At 62.5% G+C, this 13,844-nt stretch carries 11 protein-coding genes and 1 tRNA gene; 3 read left to right on the top strand and 9 right to left on the bottom strand.

Annotated elements, in window-relative coordinates; translation table 11 throughout:
• Positions 1–9 precede the first annotated feature (9 nt).
• Complete coding sequence (locus AC1RJY_RS22495; RefSeq protein WP_043470017.1) at positions 10–1,821, top strand: AMP-dependent synthetase/ligase; 1,812 nt, start codon at positions 10–12, stop codon at positions 1,819–1,821.
• A 68-nt stretch (positions 1,822–1,889) separates the two neighbouring features.
• Here the strand turns inward: AC1RJY_RS22495 and AC1RJY_RS22490 are convergent, their stop codons facing one another.
• Positions 1,890–5,285, bottom strand: a complete 3,396-nt coding sequence (locus tag AC1RJY_RS22490; protein WP_014921352.1) for a pyruvate carboxylase — start codon at positions 5,283–5,285, stop codon at positions 1,890–1,892.
• 303 nt (positions 5,286–5,588) lie between these two features.
• On the opposite strand from AC1RJY_RS22490, the gene AC1RJY_RS22485 reads away from it, so the two are divergent.
• The gene (locus AC1RJY_RS22485) at positions 5,589–6,398 is read left to right on the top strand and encodes a ParA family protein (RefSeq protein ID WP_014921351.1); all 810 of its coding nucleotides are present in this window, start codon (positions 5,589–5,591) and stop codon (positions 6,396–6,398) included.
• 122 nt (positions 6,399–6,520) lie between these two features.
• Here the strand turns inward: AC1RJY_RS22485 and AC1RJY_RS22480 are convergent, their stop codons facing one another.
• The 6 genes from AC1RJY_RS22480 to AC1RJY_RS22455 all read right to left on the bottom strand — a co-directional run bounded on the left by AC1RJY_RS22480 (position 6,521) and on the right by AC1RJY_RS22455 (position 11,329).
• The gene (locus AC1RJY_RS22480) at positions 6,521–7,114 is read right to left on the bottom strand and encodes a MerR family transcriptional regulator (RefSeq protein WP_011774391.1); all 594 of its coding nucleotides are present in this window, start codon (positions 7,112–7,114) and stop codon (positions 6,521–6,523) included.
• 235 nt (positions 7,115–7,349) lie between these two features.
• The gene (locus AC1RJY_RS22475; protein WP_011774390.1) at positions 7,350–7,853 is read right to left on the bottom strand and encodes a bifunctional nuclease family protein; all 504 of its coding nucleotides are present in this window, start codon (positions 7,851–7,853) and stop codon (positions 7,350–7,352) included.
• Complete coding sequence (gene ftsR, locus AC1RJY_RS22470) at positions 7,853–8,569, bottom strand: transcriptional regulator FtsR (protein WP_011774389.1); 717 nt, start codon at positions 8,567–8,569, stop codon at positions 7,853–7,855. Before ftsR ends, AC1RJY_RS22475 begins: the two co-directional genes overlap by 1 nt.
• 20 nt (positions 8,570–8,589) lie before the next feature.
• The gene (locus AC1RJY_RS22465; RefSeq protein WP_011774388.1) at positions 8,590–9,066 is read right to left on the bottom strand and encodes an FHA domain-containing protein; all 477 of its coding nucleotides are present in this window, start codon (positions 9,064–9,066) and stop codon (positions 8,590–8,592) included.
• Between the two features lie 137 nt (positions 9,067–9,203).
• A complete protein-coding gene (gene gcvH / locus AC1RJY_RS22460; protein WP_011774387.1) occupies positions 9,204–9,590 on the bottom strand; it encodes a glycine cleavage system protein GcvH in 387 nt (128 codons plus the stop codon).
• 311 nt (positions 9,591–9,901) lie between these two features.
• A complete protein-coding gene (locus AC1RJY_RS22455) occupies positions 9,902–11,329 on the bottom strand; it encodes an MFS transporter (protein ID WP_498603572.1) in 1,428 nt (475 codons plus the stop codon).
• Positions 11,330–11,496: 167 nt separating this feature from the next.
• Here AC1RJY_RS22455 and AC1RJY_RS22450 point away from each other — a divergent pair, with 167 nt between their 5' ends.
• Complete coding sequence (locus tag AC1RJY_RS22450) at positions 11,497–11,943, top strand: MarR family winged helix-turn-helix transcriptional regulator (RefSeq protein WP_014921349.1); 447 nt, start codon at positions 11,497–11,499, stop codon at positions 11,941–11,943.
• A 126-nt stretch (positions 11,944–12,069) separates the two neighbouring features.
• Here AC1RJY_RS22450 and AC1RJY_RS22445 read toward each other — a convergent pair.
• Positions 12,070–12,146 (bottom strand) — tRNA-Pro (locus AC1RJY_RS22445).
• A gap of 141 nt (positions 12,147–12,287) precedes the next feature.
• Complete coding sequence (gene der / locus AC1RJY_RS22440) at positions 12,288–13,838, bottom strand: ribosome biogenesis GTPase Der (protein ID WP_014921348.1); 1,551 nt, start codon at positions 13,836–13,838, stop codon at positions 12,288–12,290.
• Between the last annotated feature and the right edge of the window lie 6 nt (positions 13,839–13,844).

Genomic DNA, 13,844 nt, shown 5'->3' with positions numbered 1-13,844 from the left:
GGAGCTACCGTGCGTGAAATCAGTGTTCCTCCCCTCGTCAACATCGCCCCGGAAACCAACATCACGGACCTCGTGATCCGAGAGGCAGAAAAAGCATCCAACCCTGCGCTTTTCTCCAAGCTGGACGGAAATGGGCAGTGGCAGGACATCCGTGCCAAGGACTTCCTCGAGGACGTGAGGGCCTTGGCGAAGGGCCTCATTGCCAGTGGTGTTGCCGCCGGCGACCGCGTGGGCATCATGTCCCGCACGCGGTACGAATGGTCCCTTGTGGACTTTGCCATCTGGTTTGCCGGAGCCGTCTCCGTCCCGATCTACGAAACGTCGTCGCCTTCCCAGGTGGCATGGAACCTGGGTGACTCAGGTGCTGTGGCCGCCTTCGGCGAAGCAGCGCACCACGAAGACGTGATTCGGCAGGCTGTCGCCGCAGAGGACATCACGTCAGTTGCCAACGTCTGGCAGCTTGAGGGCGCCGGACTGGACGCCCTGCGGGCAGCAGGCGCCGGTGTCCCCGACGACGAGCTCGAGTCCCGCCGTTCCTCGGCCGGCCTGAAGGATCTCGCCACAATCATCTACACCTCCGGCACCACGGGCAGGCCCAAAGGCTGCGAACTGACCCACGGCAACTTCGTGGAACTCTCCGAAAACGCCCGCGCATCCTTGCCTGAGATCATCAACGAGTCCGGCAAGACCATCATGTTCCTCCCCCTGGCGCACGTTTTCGCACGCTTCATTTCCGTGCTGGCCGTGGCCGGCGGCGTCAAGGTGGCACACACCCCGGATATCAAGCATCTGTTGGCCGACCTCCAGAGCTTCCAGCCGACGTTCATTCTGGCCGTACCCCGGGTCTTCGAGAAGGTGTACAACTCTGCACTGACCAAGGCTGAGGACGGCGGCAAGGGCGCCATTTTCCACCGGGCAGTGGACACTGCGATCGCCTACTCCAAGGCACGCGAGTCCGGTTCCCTGGGGCTTGGCCTCAAGCTCAAGCATGCCGTGTTCGACAAACTTGTCTACGGGAAGCTCCGTGCGGCCATGGGCGGCCATGTTGCCCATGCCGTCTCCGGAGGCGGTCCGTTGGGCGAACGCCTGGGCCACTTCTTCCAAGGCATTGGCCTGCAGATTCTGGAGGGCTATGGCCTGACAGAGACCACAGCGCCCATTACCGTGAACACCCCGTCCATGATCAGGATCGGCACGGTAGGCGCCCCCCTTCCGGGAAACTCAGTCAAGATTGCCGACGACGGAGAAATCCTCGCCAAGGGTGTCTGCGTCATGCGTGGCTACTACAAGCGGGAAGACCTCACAGACGAAACGTTCGTTGACGGATGGTTCCGCACGGGGGATATCGGCGAACTCGACAGCAACGGATTCCTCAAGATCACTGGCCGCAAGAAGGAAATCATCGTCACCGCAGGCGGAAAGAATGTGGTTCCTGCCCTGTTGGAGGACCAGATCCGCGCGGATGCGTTGGTTTCCCAGGTGCTGGTGGTGGGCGATAACCGTCCGTTTATCGGCGCCCTGGTCACGCTGGACGAAGAAGCGCTTCCGGGCTGGCTGGACCGCCACGGACTGCCCGCCAGCACAACGCTTGCCGAGGCCACGGACCATGCCGTGGTCAAGGCTGCAGTCCAGGAGCTCATCAGCAAGGCCAACCAGACCGTGTCCCAGGCGGAGGCCATCAAGTCCTTCAGGATTGTCCCTGCGGACTTTACTGAAGCCTCCGGTCATCTGACGCCATCCCTCAAGGTCAAGCGTGCACAAGTCATGAAGGACTTCGACGCAGTCATCGAGGAAATGTACTCCGCACCCCGCGCTTCGTAGCCACCAATAATCACAAAAAAGTACCCCGTCCGGATTCTTCCGGACGGGGTACTTCTTTATGTGGATGGCTAGCCGATCACCAGCAGCAAATCGCCGCCCTGGACCTGCTCTACCGAGGAAATGGCGAGGCGCGAAACCGTGCCCGCAACCGGCGTCGTGATGGAAGCTTCCATCTTCATCGCCTCAATGGTGGCAACGGTATCGCCGGCGTTGACGGTATCGCCCACCTTGACCGTGACGGTAACTGCGCCGGCAAACGGCGCGGCAACCTGGCCAGGCTGTGCCGGGTCTGCCTTCTCCGCTGCCTTGACGTTGCTGACCACCGAGCGATCACGGACAACCACGGGCCGGGACTGCCCGTTGAGCGTGCACATGACCGTGCGCATGCCCTTCTCGTCGGCTTCCGAGACAGCCTCAAGCTGGGCAATGAGGCGGACGCCCTTCTCCAACTCGATGACGTGCTCTGCGCCCTGCTGCAGGCCGTAGAGGTAGTCACGGGTGTCCAGCACGGAAATGTTGCCGTACGTATCAACGCTCTTCAGGTAGTCCTTGGTGGGTCCGGCGAACAGCAAACGGTTCAGCGTGTGCTGTCGTGTCTTGGAGTCACCCTTGAGCGCTGCGCTGTCCTCGGCGCTGATGTCGACGTCGCGCACCTTGACGCTGCGGCCCTGAAGGGCCTTAGTGCGGAACGGCTCGGGCCAGCCTCCGGGAGGATCTCCGAGTTCGCCGGAGAGGAAGCCGATGACGGAGTCCGGGATGTCATAGTTCTGCGGGTTCTCGTTGAAGTCCGCGGGATCAGCGTTAAGTCCCACCAGGTGCAAAGCGAGATCGCCCACCACCTTGGAGGACGGCGTGACCTTCACCAGGCGACCCAGGATGCGGTCAGCCGCGGTGTACATGTCCTCGATGGCCTCGAACTGCTCCCCGAGTCCCAAGGCGATGGCCTGCTGGCGAAGGTTCGACAACTGGCCGCCCGGGATTTCGTGCTGGTAGACGCGCCCTGTGGGGCCCGGCAGACCGGATTCGAAGGGAGCGTAGACACGCCGCACAGCTTCCCAGTAAGGCTCCAGTGCGCCAACGTTGGCCAAGCTAAGGCCGGTATCGCGGGGCGTGTTGGCCAAGGCTGCGACCAATGCAGACGCGGCAGGTTGGCTTGTGGTGCCGGCCAGGGACGCGGCTGCCACGTCAACGGCGTCCACCCCGGCGTCAACAGCTGCCAGCAAGGTGGCCAGCTGCCCACCCGCGGTGTCGTGCGTGTGCAGGTGCACGGGCAGGTCGAAGCGCTCGCGCAGGGCAGCCACCAGCTTCGCAGCAGCAGCCGGACGCAGGAGGCCAGCCATGTCCTTGATGGCAAGGATGTGGGCACCGGCGTCGACGATCTTCTGGGCCAGGTCCAGGTAGTAGTCGAGGGTGTACAGGTCCTCGTTCGGATCCAGGAGGTTGCCCGTGTAGCAGAGGGCCACTTCTGCGACGGCAGTCCCGGTTGCACGCACGGCCCGAATGGCGGGGGCCATCTGGTTGACGTCGTTGAGGGCGTCGAAAATACGGAAGATGTCGATGCCCGTAGCGGCGGCCTCGTTGACGAAGGCCTCCGTCACTTCTTCCGGGTATGGGGTGTATCCGACGGTGTTGCGTCCGCGGAGCAGCATCTGGATACAGGTATTCGGCAGGGCCTTGCGAAGGGCAGCCAGACGGTCCCACGGGTCCTCACCGAGGAAGCGGAGCGCGACGTCGTACGTTGCACCGCCCCAGGCCTCCACGGAAAGCAGCTCCGGCATCAGCGCCGTCACTGCCGGGCCTGCTGCTACGAGATCGCGGGTACGGACGCGCGTTGCCAGCAGTGACTGGTGGGCGTCGCGGAACGTGGTGTCAGTGACTGCCAGTGCCTGCTGCTCCCGCAGCGCCTTGGCGAAGCCCTCCGGCCCCAGTTCGATCAGCTTCTGGCGCGAACCCGAGGTGGGAACCGGGCCATCGATCGCGGGCAGCTTGCTGGCAGGGTCCGAATGAACTGTGAGTTCGCCGTTTGGCTTGTTCACGGTGACCTCGGCCAACCATGTGAGCAACTTGGTGCCGCGGTCTGCAGAGATGTGCGATTTCAGCAGTTCAGGGCGCTTGTCGATGAAGTCCGTGGCCACGTTGCCGGCATTGAAGTCCGGATCCGCAAGAACCGCCTGCAGGAAGGGGATGTTGGTGGACACGCCACGGATACGGAACTCAGCCAAACCACGACGTGCGCGGGCTACGGCTGCAGGGTAGTCACGGCCACGGCAGGTCAGCTTCACCAGCATGGAGTCGAAGTGCGGGCTGATCTCGGCACCCGAGTAGACCGTACCGCCGTCGAGCCTGACACCGGCGCCGCCGGCAGAACGGTAGCCGGTGATCTTTCCAACGTCAGGGCGGAAGCCGTTGGAGGGGTCCTCGGTGGTGATACGGCACTGCAGCGCAGCACCCTTAATGAACACCGAGTCCTGGCTCAGCCCCAAGTCCGCGAGGGTTTCCCCTGAAGCGATGCGCATCTGTGCCTGCACGAGGTCGACATCGGTGATTTCCTCCGTGACGGTGTGCTCGACCTGGATGCGGGGGTTCATTTCGATGAAGACGTGCTGTCCGGCCCGCTCCCCTTCCGTGTCCACCAGGAACTCCACGGTTCCGGCGTTGACATAGTTCAAGGCCTTGGCGAACGCAACGGCATCGCGGTAAAGAGCCTGGCGGATGTTCTCATCCAGGTTCGGCGCGGGAGCGATCTCCACCACTTTCTGGTGGCGGCGCTGCAGTGAACAGTCACGCTCGAAGAGATGCATGACGTTCCCTTCGGCGTCCGCCAGGATCTGCACTTCGATGTGACGGGGACGCAGCACTGCCTGCTCAAGGAACATGGTGGGATCGCCGAAGGCAGCATCAGCTTCGCGCATGGCGGACTGCAACGCCTCGGGGAGGGCTTCGCGCGTCTCCACGCGCCGCATACCGCGACCGCCACCGCCGGCGACGGCCTTGGCGAAGATCGGGAAGCCGATCTCGTCGGCTGCTGCGATGAGCTCGTCAAGATCCTTGGAAGGCTTGCTCGACTTCAGGACAGGAACGCCGGCCTTGCGGGCAGCTTCCAAGGCGGCAACCTTGTTTCCTGCCAGCTCCAGGACCTCAGCGGGCGGTCCCACAAAGGTAATGCCTGCTGCCTTGGCTGCACGGGCCAGGTCCGGGTTCTCGGAGAGGAAGCCATAGCCGGGGTAGATGGCGTCAGCGCCGGCTTCTTTGGCGACGCGGACAACCTCCTCTACGTCCAGGTAGGCGCGGACGGGATGGCCCACCTCGCCGATCAGGTAAGCTTCGTCGGCCTTCTGCCGGTGGATCGAGTTACGGTCCTCATGCGGAAAGACGGCTACGGTCTTGGCGCCCAGTTCATAACCAGCGCGAAACGCCCTGATCGCGATTTCGCCGCGATTGGCCACCAGAATTTTCGAAAACATACTTCTCCTGCATCATTGCGGGTGGATCGGTCGGTGGTCACAGTGTGTAGTGCCGCCAGCATCAAACACAAATCTTTGTGGCAACCATCACAAAGGAATCGTCATCTGCACTGTATATACGTGCGCGCGATCCGACGGCATGCTATTGCCCGGGGCTTATCCTCAGCGGTCGGGCGCGTAGAAAGCGGGAATCGACCGCGATGCACCATATGATGTTGAGGGGGCTTCGGCAAGCCCCGGCTCCGGCGCTTCCGGAGCGAATCAGCGCGATACGGCAACCGGCGTTAGGTTTTGGGTTTTCAAGTGCAAGTAGTCAGCATCAGCAGCCTCAAGGGTGGAGTGGGAAAGACGTCCGTGACCACCGGTCTGGCGTCCGCGGCCCTCGCAGCCGGTATTTCCACGTTGGTAGTGGACCTCGATCCTCACGCCGACGCCACCACGGCACTCGGCGTTCAGCCAGGCGGGAAACTCGACATCGGCCGGATGCTGAAAAGCCCCCGGAAAGCCAACCTGGCGGGCAATGTGGCCGGCAGCAGCTGGGTTTCCAACGGCTCAAGCAACGGCACCCTGGACGTCGCGGTGGGTTCGGCCTTCACCGGAATCTATGACCGCCCGGATTTGGGCCGGCGTGACCTTCGCCGGCTTTCAGCCGTATTGTCAGGCACCACTAACTACGAGCTCGTCCTGGTGGACTGCCCACCGTCCTTGAACGGACTAACGCGCATGGCGTGGAGCGCAAGCGACCGCGTTGTCCTCGTAGCCGAGCCCGGCCTCTTCTCCGTAGCCGGCACTGAACGCACCATGCGGGCCATCCAGCTGTTTCGGCAGGAGTTCGCCCCTAACCTGGCTCCGGCAGGGATCGTGGCCAACCGGGTACGCACCGGGTCTGCGGAGCACACCTTCCGTTTGGCTGAAATGGAGTCCATGTTCGGCGAACTACTGCTCACACCGCACATTCCGGAGCAGGCCAACTGGCAGCAGATCCAAGGTGCAGCGCACTCGGTCCACCACTGGCCCGGAGACTCGGCCAAGAACGCAGCCAAACTCTTTGATGCCCTGCTCGAGAGCCTCTTGGCTGGACAGTCCTCGTTGCGGGACCGCCGCCAGCGCTGAAAGACTCAACAACCGGGAGCCTCAACAGCCTGCGCGTAAGCACGGATAGAAGAAGAGGAAAGGCTTCGACCCCTGGAGGGTCGAAGCCTTTCCTCTTTGGTTCAGATTCCGTGGTGCGGCGTTTAGCCGATGCGGCGCGCAACGCGCCGTTTGCTCAGTTCGTCGTCGGGAAAGGACTGCTCCGCGGCATGCTCGCTCGGAAGCGCGGCCAGGCTCCCCTCCACTTCCCGCCATACGCGTCCGACAGCGATGCCGAAGACGCCTTGTCCGCCTTGAACGAGGTCGATGACCTCGTCCGCGGATGTACATTCGTAGACACTGGCGCCATCGCTCATCAGCGTGATCTGTGCCAGGTCTTCGACGCCCCGCTCGCGTAGATGTTCCACGGCCGTGCGGATCTGCTGGAGGGATACGCCGGTATCAAGGAGCCGCTTGACGACTTTCAGAACCAGGATGTCACGGAAGCCGTAGAGACGCTGGGAGCCGGAGCCGGCAGCGCCACGGACAGCAGGCTCAACCAAGCCTGTACGTGCCCAGTAGTCGAGCTGGCGATAGGTGATGCCCGCAGCCTTGCATGCGGTGGGACCGCGGTAGCCCGCGTCCTCGTCCAGCACAGGAAGGTCCTCCGTGAAGAGCAAACCTTGGGCGCCGGATGCGGGCGCAGCAATGCCGGCAGAGGACTGCTTCAGCTCGCCTGCTTCGCCTTTCGGACTCACGTGACCTCCTTGTTCTCAGTTCCCTTGGGGACGGTGCATACCCTGATACAACGGCGAAATGCAGCAGTGTAATTCCCGCAAGTCCGCACCTTCCAGTGTGACTTGCGCAGGCAGTGTATGCAACGGGAACTTGATAACTTCGACGTTAGGCCCGTGAGGCTCCGAGGTCAAAGACCTTGGCCCCAAAATACAGCCGTGTCGAAAGTTTCACCCTCAACTTTAGGCTTAGGGTGCCTCAGCCTTCGAAATCTTCCGGTTCAACGTCGTCCAGGAACTCACGGAACCGGCGCATCTCGCGCTCTTCGTCCACGGCGGGATCCGGCTCCGAGTCTTCGCCTTCATCATGCTCGGTAATGCGAACGCCGGCCTCCTCCATGACAGCGTCGGCACACCAGATGCGGCACTTGGCGCGCAATGCCAGCGCCAACGCGTCCGAGGCGCGCGAACTTACTACCGTGCCGTCGTCCAACTGCAGCTGCCCGTAAAAGATGTTGTCCTCCACAGCGACGATGTTCACGCTGATGATGGAATGGCCCAGGGATTCAACAACATCCACCAGGAGGTCGTGCGTCATGGGCCGGGGCGGGACAACGCCCTGCTGTGCCAAGGCGATGGCGCTGGCTTCAGGAGTGCCGATCCAGATCGGAACATGCCGCTCGCCGTTGATCTCCCGAAGGAGTACCAGCGGTTGATTGGACGGCAGTTCAATCCGGACACCGACGATTTCAACTTCGATCATCAGCTGTCCATCCGGGAGATACGGTCGTGCACCAAGGCCCTGTGCAGGGTGAGGCAGAGGTCGCTGATCTCACGGGCAGCTTCCGCGGCCCGCGCCTGCGACGCTGCATCCCGACGCGATGTCAACGGCGCAACGGCCCTCTCCACCAGGCCGAACTCCCGCTCAGCTGCAGCTTGGAACGGGCGAAGATGCCGGGGCTCAAGGCCGTGGCCTTCCAACTGAACACAGGCCCGCGCCACCTGGAGGGCGTGTTCGTCGAACTTGCCGCCCACGTGGCTGATCAGCCCGAAACTCAGCAGTGATTCGAGCAAAGGAACGCTGGCACCCGATTCGGCACGAAGTTGGTCTTCGGTGAGTGCGCGGGCACGCCCTTGCACCTCTGCTGCCATTTCCGCCGAGACCACCCTGGGTGACACCGTGACACCCGGAGGGAGATTTTCAGGCCTCTCACCGCGGTCGATGGCATCCAGATAGTCCTTGATGACCTTCAGCGGCAGGTACTGATCGCGCTGGAGCGCAAGGACGAAACGGAGCCGCTCGACATCACCGTCTGCGTACTGCCTGTAGCCGGCAGGAGTCCTCTTGGGGTTGATGAGTCCTTTTTCCTCAAGGAAACGGATCTTGGACGCCGTCATACCTGGGAAGTCGTCGCTCAGCTGGGCAAGGACCTCCCCGATATTCAGGACCTGCGGTCCGCGACGGTCCTGCTGGGCCATAGCCACAGGCAGATACCCCGTCAGACTTGGCCTGCTGCGCGAACAGGGCTCAGGTAGTAGGTCAACCGGAACTTGCCGATCTGTACCTCGTTGCCGCTCTTCAGCTGCACGCGGTCGACGCGGTCGTGGTTGACGTACGTTCCGTTGAGGCTCCCCATGTCCACCAGCTCGAAGCCCGAGGCAGTCCGGATGAACTGAACATGCTTGCGGGACACTGTGACGTCATCCAGGAAGATGTCGGCATCCGGGTGCCGCCCAGCTGTTGTGGTGTCCGCGTCCAGCAGGAAACGAGCTCCGGCGTTGGGACCGCTGTGCGCAATGAGCAACGCTGAGTTCGGCGGAAGGGCGTCTACGGATGCACGTTCTTCAGGAGCCAACTTGGGAGCAATGCTCGGCTCGTCCCACGTTGGCGTGATGCTGATCGAGGTGGTCTCCGACGTCGGCTGTTCCTCCGCGCCGTTCCCGACATTGGCTTGATTCTGTTCGCCGCCAACCATGGAATTTCCTCCTCATCCGCCGGCAGTTCCAAACCCTGCCGGCCACTTCCGCCTCCCGGTACCGCCGGGCAAATCGGTTGCTGGCCCGCCGTCCCGCTTTCCGGTTTAAGGAAAGCAGCCTGACGGGCCAGATAACTTTAGCCTACCTGTTGTTCGTACTCCGATGCACTGAGCAGGGAATCCACTGCATCAGCTTCTGCAAGCTTTACTTCAATGAGCCATCCCTCGCCGTACGGGTCGGAGTTAATCAAAGCCGGATCAGTGTCCAGGGCGTCATTTCGATTGGTGACTTCACCGGTCACCGGAGCGTAGATGTCACTGACGCTTTTGGTGGATTCCACTTCGCCGACAACCTCGTTGCCCGTGATTTTTGTGCCAGGCTCGGGCATCTGGGCGTAGACGACGTCGCCCAAGGCGTCCTGGGCGAAGTCGGTGATGCCAATGCGCACTACGCCGTCGGCATCTGGAGCGGTCACCCATTCGTGTTCTGCGGTGTAGGAAAGTTCTTCCGGAATATTGCTCACTGGTGGCCTTTCATCGGGACATTTACGAACCTCGACGGCGGCCTGTGCTGATGGCCACCGCTGAAAGTATAGGCACATTTCCCCTGCACCTGATGGGGTCTCTGCCATGATTGACCCATGACCGAACAAGTACAAGTACCAGCTCAGAAAAAGCGCAATTGGGGCGTAAAAATAATCCTGATCCTGGTGGCAGTACTTGTCGCTGTGGCCGCATACTTCATTCTCGGGGCCATCCTCCCCCGCTGGTGGTCCGATGTCATCGCCGGACAGATCCGGCGCGACCTTGGAGCCAGCGTCCTGGTGGGTATGTTTTACGGCTTCGTCTTCACGTTCGTTCCGCTCCTCGTAGCGTGGCAAGCCACCCGCAAAGCAGTGTCCTGGCCCTGGAAAATTGTTATCGTCCTGGTGGCCGTCGCCATCGCCGTGCCCAACCTGCTCACGGCCGGGATCGCCTTCGGCAGCACGGAGTCAGCCCACGCAGGCCAGCGGACCTTGAGCGTGGATGCGGGATTCTTCACCACGTGGACGGCTATTTCCGCCGTCGCCGCCGTGGTGGTCTTCATTGCGGTCACTATTCTCTGGGCCCTGTGGCGACGCAGGGGCAAGCAAATGAAAGTGCTCAGGCAAGCAGAGAACCAACGCGTCAGAGCTGCCAAGAGCGCCGAAGCGGCAAAGCAGGACACTGCACCCAACGCATAAGGCGCGAAGAAGCCCGCCACGGAAAATCCGTGGCGGGCTTCTTCGATTTTGAAGACCGGCTTGTAGCCCGGCCTCAGGCGACGGTCGCCTCGCGCGGTTCGCGTTCGACGTCGGGAGTTACAGCAGGTGCCGCCACTCCCCCACGTTTGGCCGCTGCGGCCGCCGGATGCCAGCGTTGGAGCTGTGGAGGCAAAGTGCATCACGCGCAGCTGGAGTCCCGGAACGGTGGCAAAGCCGAAGCCGCCCATGAGCGCCAGTGACACCAGGGTGGCGACGCTGTTCGAAGTTGTGAGGGCGAAGAAGATCAGCACCGCCACCAGCCCGACAAGGATGACGATGAGTGACTTGTCCAGGGCTTTGTCGGCGGCTTTTCCCCCGAGGCATTTGCCAACGAACATGCCGCCAAACCCCAGGATGGTCACGATGATGGAGAGCCAGACTTGACCGGATGTGAAGGCTCCCAGCCCGCTGCGAAGGCCCTTGGCGGCCCCAGTGGCGGCTTTGGGAACCATCAGGGCAATACCCAACAGCGCCACAACTCCGAGGGCAGTGATCGCCCAGAAGGTTGACCGCCAGCCGAAATGCTGGCCCAGCAGCGTTCCGAAGGGAACGCCCAGAACGTTGGCCGCCGTGAGTCCGGTGAACATGATGGCGATGGCCCCGGCTTTCTTGTGGGCAGGCACAAGGCGCGCTGCCACCACGGAACCGATACCGAAGAACGCGCCGTGGCAGAGCGCTGCAATGATCCGGCCGATCATCATGGCCATGTAACTGTCAGCAACCGCAGACAAGAAGTTGCCGGCGATGAACAGGACGAGCAGACCAATGAGGACGGGTTTGCGCGGCAGCCTGGTGACTGCTGCCGTCACCAGGAGTGCGCCGACGGTAACGCTGAGGGCATAGCCGGAGATAAACCAGCCGGCCGAAGCCTCGCTGACCTGGAAGTCGGCGGCAACTTCCGGCAAGAGGCACATGATCACGAATTCGGTCAGTCCGATGCCGAATCCGCCGAGGGCAAGGGCAATCAACCCTGCGGGCATGTGGAGCTCCTTCAATGGGCGGTTCCGACTGGAAGTGCGTCGTCGGGAACCGTAGAATAATAGTTGCAGACGCTCTATATATAGTTGCCCACGCTAGATACTTGCGCGAGTAACTACTTTGCAGTGCGTCGCGTTTCACACGACATCAAGGCAGGAGCACAGCAGACATGGGCATCAAGGATGACGCCGTAGAAGTACGGGCACAGGGTTGGCGAACCCTTGCCGCCCTGCACGGAAGCATCGAGGCGGAGCTGGAGAAGGCACTCCAGGCCTCGAGTGACCTGTCGGTAGTGGAGTACACGGTGCTGGATGCGCTGAGCCGACAGGATGGCTGGCACATGCGGATGCAGCAGCTGGCCCGCGCCACGGCGCTATCCAGCAGTGCCACCACTCGCTTGGTCAATCGCCTCGAGGATCGGGGTTTGCTCACGCGCATCCTGTGCGCCGACGACCGCCGAGGCATTTACACCGAGCTGACACTGGCCGGCCAGAAGCTTCTCGAGGCGGCAACGCCGGTCCACGACGAGACTCTGGCCTCCGCCCTTGAGGCCGCGGAGTCGGTGCCTGAGCTTGAACCGCTGGTGAGGGCACTCGGCGCGCTGCAGAAGATCTAACCAGTTCCCGGTCTTGTACGTATCCCCCGGGCTTCAACGGCGGGCACAGCGAACGAGACCGGGAGCTGGTCAGGCGTTAACGACCAAAGGCCGGAATCCCGTGTTTCCACGTGATTCCGGCCTTTATGGTCGGGCTGACAGGATTTGAACCTGCGACCCCTTGACCCCCAGTCAAGTGCGCTACCAAGCTGCGCTACAGCCCGCTGGTTCCACCGTTCTCCGCCTAAGTTTTCCTCCGAGGAGTCCCACCTAAGCAGTCCGGCCGAACCACCTCCAAAAGCTTACACGAAGTTGGAGGTCGGAGACGCCATCACAGCCAAAGTGGGCTGTGATGCCCGTCTCACTTAGCGCTTCTTGCCACGCTTCTCACGTACGCGCATGTTGACCTCGATGGGCGTGCCCTCAAAGCCGAACGTTTCGCGGAGGCGACGCGTGATGAAGCGACGGTATCCGGGATCCAGGAAGCCGGTGGTGAACAGCACGAACTTCGGCGGGCGGCTGGATGCCTGCGTGCCGAACAGGATACGCGGCTGCTTTCCGCCACGGACCGGGTGCGGGTGCGCTGCCACGAGTTCGCCCAGGAACGCGTTGAGGCGTCCTGTGGGGATGCGACGGTCCCAGCTCTCCAGCGCGATGTCCAAGGCGGGGACCAGGCGGTCTTTGTGCCAGCCGGTCTTTGCCGAGATGTTCACGCGCGGAGCCCACTCCACGTGGGCAAGGTCCTGCTCGATTTCACGCTCCAGGTAACGGCGGCGTTCGTCGTCCAGCAGGTCCCACTTATTGAACGCGAGCACCAGCGCACGGCCGGACTCAATGGCCAGCTGCAGGATGCGGACATCCTGCTCGCTGAGGACCTCGTCCACGGCAAGAAGAACGACGGCGACCTCCGCCTTTTCGAGCGCGGCCTGCGTACGCAGCGACGCGTAGAAGTCGGCACCCTGTGCCATGTGCTGGCGGCGGCGGATACCTGCGGTATCCACGAAGCGCCACGTGCGGTCGCCAAGTTCGATGAACTCGTCAACCGGGTCACGCGTGGTGCCGGCCAGCGGATCCACCACAACTCGCTCGGAGCCGGCGAGCTTGTTCAGCAACGAGGACTTACCCACATTCGGGCGACCGATCAGGGCGATACGGCGCGGGCCGCCTGAACGCTCCACACCGTCCACCAAGGAGTACTCGGGCAGGGTGTCCATGACGTGGTCCAAGAGGTCCGCGACGCCGCGACCGTGGAGGGCAGAAACCGGGTACGGTTCGCCGAAGCCCAGGCCCCAAAGGGTTGCGGAATCGGCCTCCTGGGCGAAGTCATCCACCTTGTTGGCCACCATGATGACCGGCTTCTTGCTCTTGCGGAGCATTTTCATGACGCCCTCGTCAGTGGCGGTCGCGCCGACGGCGGAGTCCACTACAAAGAGAACGGCGTCAGCAAGCTCAACGGCCATCTCAGCCTGCTCGGCAACCCGTGCGTGAATGCCCTTGGCGTCGTGCTCCCAACCACCGGTGTCCACCAGGGTGAAGTTGCGGCCATTCCACCGGGCCGAGTACATGACGCGGTCGCGGGTAACACCAGGGGTGTCCTCCACTACGGCTTCACGGCGGCCCAAGATGCGGTTCACCAACGTGGACTTGCCCACATTGGGGCGGCCGATGATGGCCAGAACCGGATCCAGCTTCAGGGGACCTTCGTCGCCTTCGTCGCCGTACTCGCCACTAAGCAGCGCGGCATCTTCTTCGTCGAGATCGTAATCGTCCAGGCCGGCCCGGAGGGTGGCCGCGCGGAGCTCGGCCTCGTCATCGTCCAGGGCCGCCAGGTTTTCCGCCACCTGGTCGGTGCCGGTGGGCGTGTATTCGTCGTCGCCGGCTCCGTGGAGGCCGGATTTTTGAGTCGTATCGCTCATTGCACT

It is taken from the genome of Arthrobacter sp. GW822-FHT05G07 (genome assembly GCF_058799755.1).
The sequence above is the reverse complement of the archived record's forward strand: the minus strand, read 5'-3'. Positions and strand labels throughout refer to the sequence as shown.

What these genes read in the sequence shown, in the direction of transcription:
- ftsR (WP_011774389.1), bottom strand. Translation starts at nt 8,569, where the DNA reads ATGGCCCAGCAGGACCGTCGCGGACCGCAGGTCCTGAATATCGGGGAG.
- AC1RJY_RS22490 (WP_014921352.1), bottom strand. Translation starts at nt 5,285, where the DNA reads ATGTTTTCGAAAATTCTGGTGGCCAATCGCGGCGAAATCGCGATCAGG.
- AC1RJY_RS22450 (WP_014921349.1), top strand. Translation starts at nt 11,497, where the DNA reads ATGGGCATCAAGGATGACGCCGTAGAAGTACGGGCACAGGGTTGGCGA.
- AC1RJY_RS22475 (WP_011774390.1), bottom strand. Translation starts at nt 7,853, where the DNA reads ATGATCGAAGTTGAAATCGTCGGTGTCCGGATTGAACTGCCGTCCAAT.
- AC1RJY_RS22455 (WP_498603572.1), bottom strand. Translation starts at nt 11,329, where the DNA reads ATGCCCGCAGGGTTGATTGCCCTTGCCCTCGGCGGATTCGGCATCGGA.
- AC1RJY_RS22465 (WP_011774388.1), bottom strand. Translation starts at nt 9,066, where the DNA reads ATGGTTGGCGGCGAACAGAATCAAGCCAATGTCGGGAACGGCGCGGAG.
- der (WP_014921348.1), bottom strand. Translation starts at nt 13,838, where the DNA reads ATGAGCGATACGACTCAAAAATCCGGCCTCCACGGAGCCGGCGACGAC.